Origin of the sequence: uncultured Rummeliibacillus sp. (genome assembly GCF_934216135.1) — a bacterium.
GTDB lineage: Bacteria > Bacillota > Bacilli > Bacillales_A > Planococcaceae > Rummeliibacillus.
Map to the genome: position 1 here is coordinate 19,056 of NZ_CAKQBI010000023.1, position 16,248 is coordinate 35,303.

The 16,248-nt window shown below is 34.7% G+C and carries 27 protein-coding genes; 3 read left to right on the top strand and 24 right to left on the bottom strand.

The window, feature by feature from the left end; all coding sequences use genetic code 11:
• Positions 1–31 precede the first annotated feature (31 nt).
• The 9 genes from Q0977_RS13350 to Q0977_RS13390 form a co-directional block, all read right to left on the bottom strand.
• Positions 32–1,078: a major capsid protein gene (locus Q0977_RS13350; RefSeq protein ID WP_299514850.1), complete on the bottom strand. Its 1,047-nt coding sequence runs from the start codon at positions 1,076–1,078 to the stop codon at positions 32–34.
• 26 nt (positions 1,079–1,104) lie between these two features.
• Complete coding sequence (locus Q0977_RS13355; protein ID WP_299514853.1) at positions 1,105–1,422, bottom strand: hypothetical protein; 318 nt, start codon at positions 1,420–1,422, stop codon at positions 1,105–1,107.
• A gap of 14 nt (positions 1,423–1,436) precedes the next feature.
• On the bottom strand, positions 1,437–2,051 hold the full coding sequence (locus tag Q0977_RS13360) for a DUF4355 domain-containing protein (RefSeq protein ID WP_299514856.1): 615 nt from the start codon (positions 2,049–2,051) through the stop codon (positions 1,437–1,439).
• Between the two features lie 285 nt (positions 2,052–2,336).
• Positions 2,337–3,347: a phage minor head protein gene (locus Q0977_RS13365; protein ID WP_299514859.1), complete on the bottom strand. Its 1,011-nt coding sequence runs from the start codon at positions 3,345–3,347 to the stop codon at positions 2,337–2,339.
• Positions 3,344–4,729 (bottom strand): phage portal protein, encoded by a 1,386-nt coding sequence (locus tag Q0977_RS13370; RefSeq protein WP_299514862.1) that lies wholly within the window; start codon positions 4,727–4,729, stop codon positions 3,344–3,346. The genes Q0977_RS13365 and Q0977_RS13370 overlap by 4 nt, the downstream gene beginning before the upstream one ends.
• Before the next feature lie 8 nt (positions 4,730–4,737).
• Positions 4,738–6,009, bottom strand: coding sequence for a PBSX family phage terminase large subunit (locus Q0977_RS13375; RefSeq protein ID WP_299514865.1), 1,272 nt, complete (start codon positions 6,007–6,009; stop codon positions 4,738–4,740).
• Positions 6,006–6,782 carry a phage terminase small subunit gene (gene terS, locus Q0977_RS13380; protein WP_299514868.1) on the bottom strand — a complete coding sequence of 259 codons (777 nt, stop codon included), beginning with the start codon at positions 6,780–6,782 and terminating at the stop codon, positions 6,006–6,008. The genes Q0977_RS13375 and terS overlap by 4 nt, the downstream gene beginning before the upstream one ends.
• 16 nt (positions 6,783–6,798) lie before the next feature.
• Positions 6,799–7,233, bottom strand: a complete 435-nt coding sequence (locus Q0977_RS13385) for a DUF1064 domain-containing protein (RefSeq protein ID WP_299514871.1) — start codon at positions 7,231–7,233, stop codon at positions 6,799–6,801.
• A 54-nt stretch (positions 7,234–7,287) separates the two neighbouring features.
• The gene (locus Q0977_RS13390; RefSeq protein WP_299514874.1) at positions 7,288–8,016 is read right to left on the bottom strand and encodes a DUF4145 domain-containing protein; all 729 of its coding nucleotides are present in this window, start codon (positions 8,014–8,016) and stop codon (positions 7,288–7,290) included.
• A gap of 117 nt (positions 8,017–8,133) precedes the next feature.
• Here Q0977_RS13390 and Q0977_RS13395 point away from each other — a divergent pair, with 117 nt between their 5' ends.
• On the top strand, positions 8,134–8,265 hold the full coding sequence (locus Q0977_RS13395; protein WP_299514878.1) for a hypothetical protein: 132 nt from the start codon (positions 8,134–8,136) through the stop codon (positions 8,263–8,265).
• Positions 8,266–8,410: 145 nt separating this feature from the next.
• On the opposite strand, the gene Q0977_RS13400 is transcribed toward Q0977_RS13395, so the two are convergent.
• The 3 genes from Q0977_RS13400 to Q0977_RS13410 form a co-directional block, all read right to left on the bottom strand.
• The gene (locus tag Q0977_RS13400) at positions 8,411–8,890 is read right to left on the bottom strand and encodes a sigma-70 family RNA polymerase sigma factor (RefSeq protein ID WP_299514881.1); all 480 of its coding nucleotides are present in this window, start codon (positions 8,888–8,890) and stop codon (positions 8,411–8,413) included.
• Positions 8,891–8,903: 13 nt separating this feature from the next.
• Positions 8,904–9,059, bottom strand: coding sequence for a hypothetical protein (locus Q0977_RS13405; RefSeq protein ID WP_299514883.1), 156 nt, complete (start codon positions 9,057–9,059; stop codon positions 8,904–8,906).
• 219 nt (positions 9,060–9,278) lie between these two features.
• On the bottom strand, positions 9,279–10,061 hold the full coding sequence (locus Q0977_RS13410) for a hypothetical protein (RefSeq protein WP_299514886.1): 783 nt from the start codon (positions 10,059–10,061) through the stop codon (positions 9,279–9,281).
• A gap of 231 nt (positions 10,062–10,292) precedes the next feature.
• Between Q0977_RS13410 and Q0977_RS13415 the strand changes: the two genes are divergently transcribed.
• Positions 10,293–10,790, top strand: coding sequence for an SH3 domain-containing protein (locus tag Q0977_RS13415; protein ID WP_299514889.1), 498 nt, complete (start codon positions 10,293–10,295; stop codon positions 10,788–10,790).
• 60 nt (positions 10,791–10,850) lie between these two features.
• Here Q0977_RS13415 and Q0977_RS13420 read toward each other — a convergent pair whose 3' ends face one another.
• The 6 genes from Q0977_RS13420 to Q0977_RS13445 form a co-directional block, all read right to left on the bottom strand.
• A complete protein-coding gene (locus tag Q0977_RS13420) occupies positions 10,851–11,045 on the bottom strand; it encodes a DUF3954 domain-containing protein (RefSeq protein ID WP_299514892.1) in 195 nt (64 codons plus the stop codon).
• Between the two features lies 1 nt (position 11,046).
• Entirely contained in the window at positions 11,047–11,319 is a 273-nt protein-coding gene (locus Q0977_RS13425) for a hypothetical protein (RefSeq protein ID WP_299514895.1), read from the bottom strand.
• A gap of 151 nt (positions 11,320–11,470) precedes the next feature.
• A complete protein-coding gene (locus Q0977_RS13430) occupies positions 11,471–11,653 on the bottom strand; it encodes a hypothetical protein (protein WP_299514898.1) in 183 nt (60 codons plus the stop codon).
• Positions 11,653–11,808, bottom strand: a complete 156-nt coding sequence (locus tag Q0977_RS13435) for a hypothetical protein (RefSeq protein WP_299514901.1) — start codon at positions 11,806–11,808, stop codon at positions 11,653–11,655. The genes Q0977_RS13430 and Q0977_RS13435 overlap by 1 nt, the downstream gene beginning before the upstream one ends.
• A gap of 109 nt (positions 11,809–11,917) precedes the next feature.
• Positions 11,918–12,133, bottom strand: a complete 216-nt coding sequence (locus Q0977_RS13440) for a hypothetical protein (protein ID WP_299514904.1) — start codon at positions 12,131–12,133, stop codon at positions 11,918–11,920.
• 4 nt (positions 12,134–12,137) lie between these two features.
• Entirely contained in the window at positions 12,138–12,377 is a 240-nt protein-coding gene (locus Q0977_RS13445; protein ID WP_299514906.1) for a hypothetical protein, read from the bottom strand.
• 138 nt (positions 12,378–12,515) lie between these two features.
• Here Q0977_RS13445 and Q0977_RS13450 point away from each other — a divergent pair, with 138 nt between their 5' ends.
• Positions 12,516–12,863, top strand: a complete 348-nt coding sequence (locus Q0977_RS13450) for a CPCC family cysteine-rich protein (RefSeq protein ID WP_299514908.1) — start codon at positions 12,516–12,518, stop codon at positions 12,861–12,863.
• A gap of 96 nt (positions 12,864–12,959) precedes the next feature.
• Here Q0977_RS13450 and Q0977_RS13455 read toward each other — a convergent pair whose 3' ends face one another.
• The 6 genes from Q0977_RS13455 to recT all read right to left on the bottom strand — a co-directional run bounded on the left by Q0977_RS13455 (position 12,960) and on the right by recT (position 16,248).
• On the bottom strand, positions 12,960–13,190 hold the full coding sequence (locus tag Q0977_RS13455) for an ASCH/PUA domain-containing protein (protein ID WP_299514910.1): 231 nt from the start codon (positions 13,188–13,190) through the stop codon (positions 12,960–12,962).
• Between the two features lie 18 nt (positions 13,191–13,208).
• Positions 13,209–13,427, bottom strand: a complete 219-nt coding sequence (locus tag Q0977_RS13460) for a hypothetical protein (protein ID WP_119416219.1) — start codon at positions 13,425–13,427, stop codon at positions 13,209–13,211.
• On the bottom strand, positions 13,427–13,636 hold the full coding sequence (locus Q0977_RS13465) for a hypothetical protein (RefSeq protein ID WP_299514913.1): 210 nt from the start codon (positions 13,634–13,636) through the stop codon (positions 13,427–13,429). Before Q0977_RS13465 ends, Q0977_RS13460 begins: the two co-directional genes overlap by 1 nt.
• 11 nt (positions 13,637–13,647) lie before the next feature.
• Positions 13,648–14,526, bottom strand: coding sequence for a hypothetical protein (locus Q0977_RS13470; RefSeq protein ID WP_299514916.1), 879 nt, complete (start codon positions 14,524–14,526; stop codon positions 13,648–13,650).
• On the bottom strand, positions 14,474–15,253 hold the full coding sequence (locus tag Q0977_RS13475) for a DnaD domain-containing protein (RefSeq protein ID WP_299514919.1): 780 nt from the start codon (positions 15,251–15,253) through the stop codon (positions 14,474–14,476). Before Q0977_RS13475 ends, Q0977_RS13470 begins: the two co-directional genes overlap by 53 nt.
• Before the next feature lie 185 nt (positions 15,254–15,438).
• Complete coding sequence (gene recT / locus Q0977_RS13480; protein ID WP_299514922.1) at positions 15,439–16,248, bottom strand: recombination protein RecT; 810 nt, start codon at positions 16,246–16,248, stop codon at positions 15,439–15,441.

The following is a 16,248-nucleotide window of genomic DNA, read 5'->3' on the forward strand; positions in this document are numbered from 1 at the left end:
ATTTAAAAGAGAGGCTTGAAAGCCCCTCCTACTATGCTACTGTAGCAATAAAGATTTGATTGATATTTTCAAATGATGGCATTACAATTTCAGAAACAATTGTTTGAACGTTGACAGGGTGAACTTCTTTAACTGTAGTTACCGCAACACCAGTGTTTACCACTGATACATTTGCATCAGTTTGGCCATTTAGCAAGTCAGCTTCCTCCGGAGTAGTGCCATACCAAGTATTGCCTAATGTACCTTGAGGAATTAAAGTAAACACGCCATCAGGGAAGAATTTACGAGTAGTACCTACTTCATCAACATACACTTTGTCGTAAACCGCAATAGAGAGATCTAATTTATTTTTGAAGTAATTAATCACGTCTTTTTGTGTAAAAATAATGTTCTCTCCACCTAGTGGATTAACATCTTTACGAATGGATAAATGATTTACTAGATATCCCATTGTTACGCTGTTAATGATTGCGCGATTTGGACGAACACCGGAGTCTTGCTGTACTTTTGTCATCCAAGTTTCAATGTCTTGAACTGGTGTAGAAGTTGATTCAGACCATTTCTCCCCAATTGCTAGCACTTCTTTGTGTGCTGCAGGTAATTGGTAATCGTAATCAAGTGCTAATCCATTTGCAGTAATTGCAATTCTACCAGTCGATAATAATTGCATAATCATACGTTCAGGTTGTACATTCGCGCCATTAACAAGATTTGTCACATCATCATAAATACGAGTGATATTTGTTTTGTACATTTCCTCGTTGCCTGCTTTAATCAATGTTAATAATTGCTGACGGTCTTTTTCACCGATTCGCATTGCTTCACGGAAGAACGGCATTTCTGTTTCAACTTTAGATACACCAATACGATCACGAACAGAAGCTTTTGCATCAAATGCTGCTGGTTTTAAAGCAATTGGTGCACCGTTCGCTCCTTTAATCCAAGATAAATCTAATCCTACTTGCTTTTTAGATGGGAACAATGTCGCCCCTAAATAAGGAATTGTATTAGATGGTGAGTTATCAATATAACTTGCAATGTCTTTTGCATTTACTAAATCAAAAATAGTTTTTGGCATTTATATCGTCCTCTCAGTTTTATAAATTATAGGAATGTTATTTGTTTTAATGCTGCTTTCGCTTCTGCAGAAGGCTGAACATCTAATTTTGTAGAATCTACAAAGCCGTGAATTAATAAAGCACCAGGAGCGTCCCCGTGCGTAACATCTACATCGTAGAATAGTACGCCTTCTGCAGTTGCATCATTTGCTGGCAACACTGTTCCAGCTTTCACGATTTTTCGACCGTCTGCATCAGCTGTAACACCAGTTGCTGATACGGTATAAGGTTTATTTAGATAATGATCTGGAAATTTTAGAATTGTTTTTGAATTACCAAATTCAGTTACTTTGAATTTACTCATTTTTCATCCTCCTGTTATCCAAAATAGTTTTGTTGTGCTTCTTCAATTGTTTTTGTATCTGTTTTCCCTGCTGCTAACTCTTTACCAAATGTGCCTTCATCGTCTTTCTCACCACTTCCAGCACCACCAGGATTACGACCGCCATTTTTAAATTTAGCTTCCACTTGACTTTGTACTGCTTTATTGAAAGTTTCTTCAAACTTAGTTAGATTAGCTGTTGTATTTTCTTCGTTGTCAGCAATGAAGAAATCAATAATGTCATCAGGTAAATTCTTTTCTTTTGCTACCTTCAATGCTTTATTAACCAATGCTTCACGTTTACGAGCATTTTCAGCATCTTCAATTTGTTTGCGAAGCTTTTCAATTTCGATTTGTTCAGGCGTTTTCCCTGGATTGCGTTTTTTTACTTCTTCGTCGATTAAAGCTTGCAAATGATTAGACTTCCACGTTTCCAACGCTTTGTTGTGATGCGTATCCTTCTCAGCATCAAAATAACTTTTAATTTCCTTGTTAGTCTCCAGTACAGATGGAATGTCGCTCTTTTCTAATCCAGATTTGATATATGATTCAAGAGCTGCTTGATCTCCGCCTTCGACTAACGTTCTAAGCTGTTCTAATGTAATCTTCATTTCATATTCCTCCATTGCCCTCTACACGCTTTTGTTTTGCCCATAGAACGCGAGTATTTGTCATTTAACGCTTGACTGCGAGATATTTTAGACCACCATCTTTCCGAGCATATCGCTCTAAATGAAGCCAAAATAAATAAGCCTGTTTAACGTCTAGTGCTTAAAGACGAATATTATTTCTTTTCAAAATTAGATAATGCTGCTGTAACCCAAAAGCCAATTGCACAAATAAAAATTAAAGTCCAATATGGATGTTCAAATAATATTTGCATCTTCTTCTCCTTTCTATGCAACAAATTTCTTCTCCCACTCTCCATATGTTTGGAATGGAACAACAACATTCGGCGGTTTAACTTCTTTTTGTGCCTTCTTAAGAGCTTTAGCGTAAGTAAGACCTTGTTCCATGTATTTATCAATGCGATCAGCAAGCTTTTGTTGATAATTAGCATCTCGATAATCTCTACCACGACTAACCTCTGGCAACATACCATTAACAAGATAAATCACGATACAACGACAATTTATATCCATCTTAGCAACATGCCATTGATGTGGCCCTTTGGCTTTCAAACCATCATAGTGGAAGTAACCATCTCTATCTGCCTTATCACCATCTAATTTCCTATGAGCACTTCTAACATCATTATCTAGTGCTGACATCCATACTTTCGTGACAGTTGCGTGTTTACTAGCCTGTTCAAAAACTTGTTCATCTGAAAGCGATAAGGAACGCCCTCCCTCAGTTCTTGCAACAGCCCTTGCCTTTTTCTTACTGAAGTTGACTGCATTTTCAATTCTCTTAGCCATCTTCCAATATCCCTCACCTGATATTAGTGACTGGGAGATTTCAATGTTCAATCGACGTACTATCTCATTTCGATGTTTTTCTAATATTGATGGTAAAGTCAGATATTTAATTGCATTCGTTAAAGTCGTTTGAATTAATTCTTTAGATGGAGGTGCAAAGCCCATTTCTGTGCTTGTGAACACCTCAAATAGATATGCCATTTTCAAGTAATTCTCGACATATATATTTTCATTCGTTTCGACTATCTTTTTGACAATGTCCTTATAATCTTCAGTAATCTCTTTTGCAATTTTATCTAGTTCTTTGGATAAACGATTGTACTTATTTAAGTCTGTATAGCTTGTCTCATCGCTTTTTACAAACTTCGCATACATTTTATTCAATTCATCTAAAATGCTCTGTAAACGTAAAGAAAAGACTAATTCAATATCTGTTTCAGCACGCTGAATAAGTTTTTCTATTTCCTGTTTAATTTCTTGTTGATTCATGGTTCATCATCTACTCCATCATCCTCTAATCCTCCTAATCTATCGCTATAAGCATCTTCTTCAGCTTTCATCTTTTCGAGTTCGTACTTCACATCATCTACAAAAGAAAGTAAACTTAAGCGAGTTTCTTCGCTCACAATCCCTTTTAATGCTTGAGATGTTTGTGCTTCATCTAAATAGTTCACTGGAATATTACGTTTAAATACGAAGAACACTTTTAAGTAATCTTCTTTGTTAAATCCATAACGTTTTGCCCATGCACTAAAAAGCACTTTCATTTCATAGCGTAAGGTACTAGTAAATTTTCGTTCCATCGTTATAGATTTGTTTTCAAGTGCCATGAGTCTGAATCGTAAAGCTACTCCAGAAATACTTGTTCCAAATTCTTCGCTAGTGAAATCAACTGATTTAGCAAATCGAAGAATGTTCTTCTCTAACCTTTTTAGATGATTTTCAATCATGGTGTCATTGACGTCTTTAGTTAAGTACTTAATCTCGTCATTCTCACCAAACAGTTCAAATATACCGCTTTGATTTACTTTTTTAACATCTTCCTGTTCAATCCCAGCACCTTTAATAATCAGATAAGCTAATCGAAGTTGCTCAATCTCATTAGACACATCTGAGGTTGTTTTGTCATAAGCATCTATTAAACTTAAAACCTTTTCAGCATCACCTTTTAGCTCACGATTATTTGCTGTGCCAAAAAGTGGATTGTAGTCGAATAGGTGAGGCTGCTCACCAGTTGCTTTAAATGCTGATCCATCCTGTTCAAAGAAGTAAATGTTCGTATCATCATAGCATTCAACATATTGAACGCCGTCCTCTGTGTAGTATCTGATTGAGTAAGTTGGTGCATGAATTTCGTCACCAATAAAGATAACTTGCCAAGGCTCAATCAACTTAATACGTTCATGACCTTCCAAATCAATGTAAAGAAGCCTTGCGCCGTATCCGCAAATAGTAGCCATCTTCCCTAATTCACTATCTTCATCTTCTGTACTATTACGCAACAAAAACTCTTCTAACACCTGCTGCATCTTTTCAAATTGACCTTCTGTGTCATCAATCGAGTAGCTAATTGGATGGCCAAATAAATAGCCGACTTTCGTATCAACAATGTCGGCATCAAAACTATTATTTAATTGGTTATTCACTTTATCATCTAGCCTTGCAACAGTTGGCGCACTATCAAATGCATTCGGAAGTGGCTCAGTTCGTTTAAATATTGCTGGCCCATTTTCTTCATCAACCTGGTAACGATCATATAAATGCTTCATTCGCTTTGCATCTTCTTTATGAGCATGAATTATTTTACTGATTAGCTCTGGTGTAAATCCCGACTCATCGATTTTCTTTTTGTACTTCAGATACTTGTTCATGTTTTCACCTACTCTCCTCTATATGCATTTCGACCTTTAAGCGATGCGACTTCATAGTCATCTAACCCATACCAAATTGCACTAAAAGTATGAGGATCAATGTTAAACTCATCCTCGATAATGTTACCGTTGTTATCTTTTTTGAAAGTCAGGTTTTGCAGCTCTCGAATGACATTCGTACAATTATCAGAACAGATAATACGCTTGAAACGCTTTACTTTTTTTGTATTTTGTAATCTTGAACCTGGGCCCTTCTTAGCTCCGTACATTCTAAAACGTCGTTGTTTGAAATAGGCAATAGTTTTCGGTTCTGCACTATCTGCTGTGATGTATAAATGCTTATATGGCTCTAAATCATCAGCTAACTTATCATCAGTTAATCCTCGCTTATAATATTCTTCAAAAATATATAGATATTTATTTTCATGATCTATAGCCATGCGAACAAATGCGTTAAAAGATTCAACAAAGCCAAAGTCTAGTCCATTCTTGAATAGTGGATTACTAATTTTATCTATTTCCTTCATCACTTCTTCATGAGGCATTACCTCGAATTGTGGTAATACTTTAATACCATTCACTCCAAAGCGTCCTTTTCTTGCTACTCGATATAGGTCTGGATCATATTTTTCCATTTCATCAAGCTGTTCTATATAACTTTCAGGCAAAAATAAATTATCATCAGCAGTTGAGTGATGATAATAAGTGTCGTTCGTTATGATAGTACGCTTTTTGTATAATTCTTCGTCATCCAGCACCAATCGATTGTTCGAATCATCCTTAAAAAAATGTTTATACGACCAATTATCAGTGCTTACAGGGTTTGTAGAAAGAATCATATGTAGCTTTAAAGTTGGATGTCTTAAACGCCCTAATAGCTCTTTAAAACCGGCATACTTTATTTCGCTACATTCTTCTAACCATACAATTGAAATATTATTGATTGATTTCAATTTTGCTGGTTTATCCATACCTTTGAAGATAATTTTTGAGCCGTTTGGAAATCGTATTTGCATAGGAGAAACCATGAATTTTACTTTGTGATCTAAACCTAAATCAATAACAATTTCCTCTAACAGCGAGTAAGTAGAATCTCTATGTGTGTCGTATACTTCACGCACGACCAATGCTGTACGCTTTTCTGACAACAACTTTAATATAAGTTTCAATGCTACATGATAGGATTTGCTTGAACCATATCCACCTACAAGAAACTGAAACTTTGTGGACCAATCAAACAGAAAGTCCTCGAAATGTGGATTTACTTCTTTCTCCATCATTTCTCACCCTTCCGTTTAATAACAATTTCAATAGGTTGGTCATCGTCTTTAGAGATGTCTGCATTTAACTTTTCAATTTCAATTTTCGTCTTATCGATATTTAGCTGCATTTGCTCAAGCTTCATTCGGCGTTCATCGTATTCATCTGATAACTCTAAGAATTGTTTTACAACGTTACGCCATTCAGATGTTAGTCTTGCTTCTGTTTTTACATATTCAGCGTATTGTTCAAATGCATAAACAACTTTGTGTCGTTCCATACCACCATCTTCACCATCAGATATCATGTCAATTTCATTTAGAGTGTCATTACGACTTTCAACAAACATGATTTTATGTAGCTGTATAAGTGAAGCAAATTTCGTTTCGATTTGGAACCACAAACGGTCAGCTAGTGTCATGCCTTTAGTGTCCTCAATAATTTCTAACATATCTTGCGGTAACCACTTACGATAGAAACCATGTTTAACCGAAGCTTCATTCCGTTTCGTGAATTGATTCTTCGGGTTACTGCGGTAGGGTTGCTTTTCTTTCTCAACCCTTTGTCCATCAACTTTCAAAGAAGCATTATTTTTCGGAGTACTCCGTTCATTCGTTTGGAGTACTCCGTTCAATTTTCCATTCCAATCATCTTTGGATTTAGATTTCCATGAACCAATGGTCTTTTCAGAAACACCAAGTATTTCAGCAATTTTACGATTTGTAATATCACCGTTATGCTCTTTAAAAATTTCAAATGCTTTATCCCGATTCGGATCGCGTGCTCTTGGCATTAGTCATATCACCACCTCATTTCTTAGAAGTTTCTTTTTCCTTTTTTCTAAATTTACGAGCCTTCTTTAAATTCTCATATTCAATCCATCCACCGTCTATCTTGGACCACATGATGACATCTAAAGGTATTTGATAACGACACTCGAACATTTTCTTTCGTAATGGGAAATCTCGTGATATCGCTCTTTCATTACCTTTGACATCAATTACTCTTGTAGTTCCATCTTTTAAATGAACGATGAAATCAGGAGTAAACTTTATCGGCTGTCGTTTCTTTCCGGCAATAGAATAGCCTTCTAGCAATAAATACGTCTTTTGCATTTCAAACGATTCCACGATACCTTGTTCCTGTAATTGTTTCAGATGCAAATAAAATTTACTTTCTAAAGCTGAATCAAAAATAATTCCATCGACTTCAACTTGCTTATTTTTGTATTTATTACGTGCCATTTTATCACCTCATTTCTGCAAAATAAAAAGCACCCAGAAGGATGCTTGGTTATATTATTTCTTTTGTTTTACTTGCTTTGGGAGCACATCTTTCAAATCATAGTGCATATGCAATAAGTCTTCTATGATTTTTATCATATCTTTTATTAAATGTTTCTGTGGTTTTTTTATTTCATGAGCTGCCGCATTACCAAAATTCTTTATTTCTATAAGAACCTGTAATTGAGGAATAGTTATATATCTTTTTTCATATAACCCAAAAATCTTGCCGTGTAGATCTTTATTTATTATAGCCTTTCCTTTTTTACTTAATTTCGGCTCTGTAAAATCATCATTTAGAATGGTGCCTTCTGTTATCTCCAAATCTAAACAAATGCTTTCTATCAGCATTCTTAACCCCATTGTAGATAGGTAATATAACTTACCATTAAAAGCATCACAAACTTCGTTGTAAACTTTTTCTATCGTGTCTGGGACATTATTAAAAATTCTTTTATCATACAAAATCTCATACCTAGATGTATCCAACGGTGGTTGAGGCGGATATGTAGTTAGTCGGTAATAATTGGTCGGTGAAGTGCTATATCTATCCATATCCTCATCGGTATAAATCTTAACAAAATTAATTTCATCACATCCGGCACATTGAGCAATAAAATAATATTCATCCCAATAGAAATCATTTGGAGTTTCAGACTCTATATTCTCCTTATGTATAACTTTGTGATTTGTGTGAATATTGCATTTGGAACAATATACTTTCTCTGGTAAACTTTCAAACATCTTAAACCTCCTCCTTTAAATATGATTATAAGAAATATCAATATTACAGTATATTACATATTTTATATAAAAATAAAAAGGACACCATAAAGATGTCCAATAAAGGGGATTTCCAATGTGAGATATACTTCACCATTTGGCTTTGCATCTCATATAAACGAACAATACCGCCAAGCCAGTTGTCATTCGATACTAAATGCTTCGTATCATTCGCTTATATCAGATGTACTCCATTTTAGCGGAGTATAACCAACGGAAAATATCTTCTTGGGTTGGTTGGTCGGTTGATTTAAACCTTTAGAAAATACCTTCAAACATTTTTCGGAATGCCGAAGGTATTCTTCTACCTGGGAACTTCTACGCCCCGCACCTGCCTCATAGTATACAGGTTGAATTATTTTGCTTGCAAAAAATGGTCTTTTTGTGCGTTTTGTGCGTTTTGTGCTTTCTGTGCACTGACAATTACATCAATAATATGATGTTTACGGTCTTTTACATAAGTAACACTTACGTTTAATTCTTCAGCGATTGCTCTGTAAGTCCACCCATCAAGTAAGCGATCATAGATAATATTTGTTGGTAAATCTGAAAAACTATCAGTATAGCTTTCTAGAATTGTTACTTTTGCACGTAAAACTAAAAGCCTGTTATGTTGTCTACGCTCTCTCAGGTCCATTTGTTTTAATTCAGCTTGGCTCTTACCACTTGAACCTTTTGGCATAGCTGCCTCGATACCGTATTGTGCCACTCCCCAATTATCCATTGGAATGGTATAACCAAAAATGATTTTTTCTAGTCTCACAACTTCTCTTTTCATCATCATATAATCTTTAATCATTTCATTGACTTTGTTTGTTGTATCTGCAAGTAGCATATTATTCACTCCTCTATTTCTGTCTAAAAGCTCCACCACATTTTTCGTAACGCGGTCTATGTACGCCCATCAGTTCTTCTATTTCCTTTTTAGTTAGCTTTTCGGTTGGTTTCCTATGTATGTTCTTAGCTGTTTTCTTTTCACTAGTCACCCACTTAATCACATCCATACTTACCACCCCTTTTAGGCAAATAAAAAGGAGCACCAAATAAACGCAGTAATTGCGTAAATTCAGTACTCCTGGTTGTTCCAGTAAGCTTATAAAGTTATGAATATTTTAGCATATTCGGTAAATTTTTTATAGTTAAAACACATTACTTAGTTATTATAATAAATAAACAATTCTATTCGAAGAATAAGTTCATATGTTTTCTTTAAGATTGTAGAACTACTTATCCTTTTTTTCTAAATGAATTTTAATAATTTCAATAAACAAACGATTTTTATTTGATATCTCGTAATTTAATTTTACAGTATGAATAAGTAATAACACTAAAAAAAAGAAAACACTTATAATGTCAATAAAATAATCAAAGGTAGGTGATACAAAACTATCTTTAGCATTTTTCAAATTATCATATCCATATTTCAAATACCATATTGCACCATTAGAAACAAATCCAGCAATTGCAACTATAATAATATTAATATAAGTATCATTTTTTTCTTTAGACAGCAAATCAGCTAATAACAACCTTTGATTTCCTATACTTTGTTTGCTTAATTTTTTAGAAATTGCTCTCATGTTGCTCATATAATCATTTCTATAATTTAATTCAGAAGTTAAATTATCGAGATAATAATATAGTTCCCCTTCTGTTCCTGAATTTATCCATTCACTCAAATCCCCAAAATTCTGCTGCTTATTTTTTCTCTTTATCTTGGGTATTTTAGATAGAATCCAGTTCATTCCATAAAAGTAAATACCCATAAATGTGGTATATATCACTCCGCGGAAAATTTTACCTAAAGACGGAATAAATAAATCAACAATCGCTGATATAAAAGCTGATAAAAACATAAATAAAATCATTAGGAAGACTATAAATACAACCTTAAAGAATTTATTTTGTATAATCGCAGTAAAATTTTTTCTGATTTTATTTTGTTCTTTTGGATATTCTAATTCTTCAATGTTGGTTTTCTTATTAGATTCAGTATCAGTATTCATATAACTCTTCACCGTTATTTAGTTACGTTGTTTTATATCCCATCGATATATCTCAACCTTCACCAAACAAAGGTAATTTTCCTCCTTCACGTAATAGGTATAAATAATCATAACTTTACTAATATAAATATATCTAATTTCCAATAATTTTGGATATCAATTTCTAATTTACCTATTTTATATGTATATATAAAGTTAATTTGGTATCGTATAAGAGAAGGAGGTTCTATTATGAAAAAAATAAGTACTTTATTATTTACATCTCTATTTTCCGCTTTATTATTAAGCACAATTCCAATTCATTCACAAGCTAATAATTATGATAAAGCACACGCAATAAAAGCTCTAACAGTTAGAGCTGATGCAGGCACATCTTATAAAGCCCTTGGCAAAATTAAAAAGAAATCAGTTGTAAAAGTTTATGGGGCAGTGGCTGTAGGTAAGGACCAAATGAAATGGTCTGGCGCAAGTCAATATGGTTGGTCCAGAATAAAATATAAAGGACATGTAGCATATGTGAAAACACATGAATTGACCTTTGTGAATCCATATAAATGGACACCTGGAGTTAAACAAAAAGTTGTCAAAAGTTTAAAAAAGAATTATGGAATAAAAGAATATAAATTTGTTAAACTATCTCCACAATATTATACCTGTAAAACAAAAATAAATGGTAAATGGACTGATTTTGTAACGGTTAATTGTAAAACTGGCTGGTATCATGGTTAATATAATGTCTAGACAACATAAACCCTCCTATCCTAATAGGGGGGTTTTGTGTTTAATATATCAAAACTTCTGCGTATATTTAATCTCACTATGGGTAGGCATCCCTTTTTGCCAACTTATCTCCTGCTTTCCGTATCCCGTAGGTGGTGGGTCCACTTGTTGCAACTTCCCCTCACTTACCACATACACAGCATTTTCATGTAAATCAATCTCAGCAATCATATCTGGATCCGTTTGTAATTGTCGTTCTCCCATACTACGCCTCCACTCTAATCTTGTTGTTATATGGATTCTTCCAAGGCTTAGTGCCTTTCATTTGCCCTGGTCTTTCTTTTATCTTTCCACGCAAAAATCTATCTTGTGCCAGTAATATAACCTCATTTTTCTTTCGTTGGAGTTTGAATGCTATTTCAGATACGGAACAGCCTTCATTCCACATTTTGTCGAATGTCTTCACTTTATTTTCAGTGATGGATAAATCGATTCCATCAATATCAAACATGATGTATTGTTTCACTCGTCCTGGCATCTTTATCCCTCCAAAAATATTTTTATATACACGAATCTTTCTAGATTCTTAAACGTATAAACAGATAACAAATTGTTAAAAATAGTGAAGACGGTCCACTAAACCGTCTCACAAATTATCCCTGTTAGTTTTTGCACGTTTGAATTGCAGTTCAAGCGTGTTTTTTATTTTCAAATTGCATTAATACTGCATATAAACCACTATTTTTACATTCCGTTTGGATTTCACTAATTTGTCGCCATCCGCGCTTTTGGTGTGCTTTGATTTTTCGTTCAACATCATACGGAGTGGAAGCTCTTATAATCTTTCGATTGTTTTCTCTTCCCCAAGCCATTACGAAGCACTTCCTTTCGCAAACTTGTTATACTCGTCTTCCAAATGTTCATCACACCAATGGCTGTAATACCCTTTACGAGTCATATTGATATACTCTAGGTATTCCTCCATGGCTTTGCGTTCTTCTTTTGATAGCTTCGACTTAGATATCACTTATTCCGTCCCTCCAATTCCATTTTCGCCATGAGAATTACTCCTGCTATGACTGTTGTTGTAAGTAAAATATCAAAACCTGACAATCTGTTATCCTCCTAATTAATAATCACCAAACACGTTTATATTTTCGCAATTGTGTTTCAGTCATTGTGTGATTTGTTTGCAATGGATCATCACAATATTGAAAGTGCACATAACCGTCTTCATCCTTAAAAAGAACATAAATCAATTCCTCTTTTTCTGCGATTTCGTATAAACCTTCATGCAGCCTTTTTCCTGTTTGTTTCTCGGTTTGTTTTAGAATTGCATCCCAATCAACCAATCTACTATCCTCCTAATCTAATTTGAAAGTCGTCAACTAACTTGTAACCCTCACGTTTGAGTTGCTTGATATACGCTTTATCAAACGGTGTAACGACTGAGTTATACTTGTCCAATTTGTGTATCATTTGAACGTATCTGTCGTAGCGTTTAACGCTTTGTTTCTTTTGAACTCTCACTTTCACAGACTTATTTTTTCCGAATGTTCTGTCATCAATGATGATGCCATGTTTGTTAGTGACCATTTAGTGCCTCCTTTGCTTCGCATTTTCTACTGATGTGCAGTAAGCTAATTATTTCCCCCCTTTATGCTATAATTACAAGAAACTAAATAATTAGTGACTTTTTGTGAATAAAACATACTGGTGTGGAGGTATATAAAAATGAAAAAGAAAAAGAGAAAATATAAATTAAAATACGTGCCAATAATAAGCTATGAAGAAACAAGTAGTGATGAATTTGACACTGAATCCGAAATAGTTGGAAATTCACCTTGTCCTTGCTGTGGATTTATTACAATTCCGAATGATGGCGATGCCATTGCCTATATCTGCCCGGTATGTTGTTGGGAGATAGATTGTTTTATTCAAAGTAATGATGAAGAAAGTGATCAAAACCATGGCTTAACACTGACTGAAGCAAGAAAAAATTATCAACAGTTTGGGGCAGTGTTACAAAGGTTAAAAGATCATTGTAGGCCTCCCAGAGAATATGAATATCCAACAAAATAAATAATAGGTAACTAATTGACTCCATATGTTTAAAATTTTAGGGTTATTTTTTATATTCATTGCTAAATCACTTATTGCACATCATTCTTCTACTGTTCACTTAATCCCCATCACAACAAAGCCTGGCTTTTGCTCAAAATCTGTGATGTAAGTAATTTGCTTTGAAACAGCCTGTCCAGTAAATTCATTGCCGTTCCATTCCCTTAGCACGATTAGATCACCTTCATGAAATCCACGGTCATTCTTTCTAATTTCGAATGTTTTACGACCTTCTACAACTGCTGCAAAGTATTGTGGTAAAATCTTTAAGCTGTGAGTTATGGTCATGTTTCTTCACCTCTTTTATTACAAATACCGATTCACAAACTCATAGCATCCTGCAACATCATGAAAGATTTCTTCAAAATCAGAAGTCTCTACTACATAAAACTTTTCTGTGCGTTCAATTTGCATATCTTTCACAACTAATGCGTGCTCTGGTGTAAGCTCCATCAACTGTTGAAATACATCATCTTTTTGACGAATCTTTTCATCACAATCAAAAATGTTCAACTGAATAACCATTATGCAACACCTCTATGTTTGCTTTGAGCTGCTAAAAAGTTAACTGCATACTCTAAAGCACCTTCTCGATCTAAACCAGTTGCATCCATCAATCGAGATGTGAAATCCTCAAAATCATTTCCAAACTTTTCATCACGAAACTTCTTGTAGTTGCAATAAGCAATTACAATTTGGTCTACGATGTACTTAATTTCGCTTGTTACTGGCATTATTCACCCTCCTAAAACTCTAGTTTTGATGGTCGTTTATCCACTGATTCTTTAAATACAATTGATTCAATATTCACCATCGCACGACTTATCATTTTCTTGTCGTACATACCAGCGTGTTCATTTCCATCTTTATCTTTATATCCAGTTAACAGTTTGCCTGATAGGTTAGTCGTAATGATTGTTGATTTATCTTGCCTAGCGTTGAAAATACTTCGTAGTACTTTGCTAGTGTACTCAGATGCTCTCTTATTCGAGAAAATGTCTCCGGTTTCAGCTCCAAGGTCATCTAGGACTAGTAAATCAACCTCTCCACATAGAGTTGTGAAATACGTTCCTGTGTAGATGCTTTGTGCATCTGCAGCCTTATTTTTGTTATCAAATGAATCTAAAATAAGTTCCATCATTCTGGCCACATCTACGAATAAGCATGATGTTTCTTGATTGCCGTAAGCATTAACAACCTTTAAGATGCTCATGGCCAAATGCGATTTTCCAACTCCTGTTTCTGCTGATTGAATCCAAGTGTTAAATACATCACCTTTGCAATATCTCATAGCTACATTCAATGCATGATCTTTGTTTCTTTGTTCCTCAGCATTTGTTGGTTTGAAGCTATCAAATGTTGCTGCTTTAATCGTGTTGTCTTGGATAATTGATTTACTACCAAGTGTTTTATGTTTTTTTACACGATCTACATCAAGTAATTGTTTAGTGAACTCTTGAGATAATTTCTTCGTTTCAGCATCTCTCCAACAGACTGGACAATAACTTTCACCAGATTCTTGACCACCTGGCATATATAAGAAGTCTGAGTTATGAATATCGCAATGTTTACTAGAATCCCAAATCAACATTTCCGATTTTAGTTGTTCCTTGATCGCTTCCATTGTTATTTGAACCTCCCTTTCTGTTGGATTCATAGATTTCAGCTTGTTGACGAGTAGTGACTAAGTTCTCTTTCCATTTCTTCAATATGGATGTTGCATATTTAATTGGATTAGTCACTTTAGGATTTGAAGCTGTGATTTCTAAAGCATATAAAACTAAATCAGCTGTAAAGTCATCCACCAACCCACCAAGTTTTTCTCCAGTCATTGGTCTTACGATTGAGATATTTTTTTCGTAGAAATCTATTACTTTAGCAAAACCTTTGTCTGGTTGGTTGTTGTTAGTACTTAGTAAATTATCAGTATTTGGTTTATTCAATACTTGGTTACTATCAGTACTTAGTAGTGTTCGATTCTCTACTTCTTGAAAACCTACTTCTTGATTTTCTACTTCTTGCTTTTCTAGATGTTGAAAATCGGTAAGTAGAGAATTATCAAGCGGTACTTCATGTACAATAGTTTCCCATTCTTTAATACGTTGACCTTCTCTGACAGGTCTTCTTTCAACATAACCACATTTTTTTAATTCGTTGAATCCCGCTCTAAACGATGCCTTACCATCGGTTGAATGCTTAACTAATTCATCAAAATAAAATATCCAATCATCAGGCATTGAAAGCATGTAAGCCATAATACCTTTTGCTTTCCATGAGAGCCGTGTGTCGTTAAGTGCTGTTCGATTCATTACTGTGTAGTTGCTATTTTTAGCGACTCGCATGATTCCCATTTTGCATTTACCTCCTTAAAATCTATCAGTCTCACAAACTGCAAAGCCTTTGCTAACTTTGATTACCCTGTAGCCCTCGTAACGCTTCATATACTCGAGTACCAGTCGTTTGATTTCATCTGTATTGCCCTGTGCCTGCTCGAATATCCAAGCAGGTAGGACAACTTTTGATTTTGTGTTCACTGTTATTGAGCCTCTTGAGCTTCAGCTTCTAAAATTTGATCTGGAGCTTGTACAAAAATATCTTCATCAGGTGTTACATCTTTAATACTTCGACCTACGCCCTCGTCATAAGCAACTTGCTCTTGCACTTCTACACTGATAGGCAAGTACTTCCACATATGACGGACAACTGTTTTCTTAGCCATTTCTTCGTAGTCTGTAGACCATGGAGAATAACTAGAATTTGCAGATTTTGAACGTCCTTTCCTTTTTTCGATATCAGCTTTAGACATGAACTCGAATTGATATCCACCATCTTTGAAATGAGCTACTGCATAAGCCCCAATAAACGCTCCTTTTTCAGTTTCCATTGTTGGGGTATGTTTTAACTTTGGTTCAAGACCTAACTCGTATTCGAATGTATCTTTTTCATACACTGCATGAGCATAAATAGATTGAATATGGCCACTACGTCTAGCTAGATCAATCATTCCTTTGTAACCAATGATGAATTGAACTTCTGTGATACCTTTTTTGTTGTTTTTGAAAGGTAGTAAGTAGCATTGACCAAGCAATCCCGGTTCCAAACCAAGTTGTGCAGCTTGCATTACCGCTCCTAGCAAACTAGATACATCAGCTTCACGTAATGCCGGAGTTGTTCTAATTGTTGTCATTGCCAAACGAGTTAAGCGATCTACACTCATATGTTTTGGAAGTGCTTCAGCCATTGCCGGACCCATTTGTTTCATGTAATCCTCAATTGTTTTTGTTTTTTTAGTGTTAGTAGGTGTTTGTTGCTTCATTTGTTCTTTTAATTCATTAGTAGTTGCCAT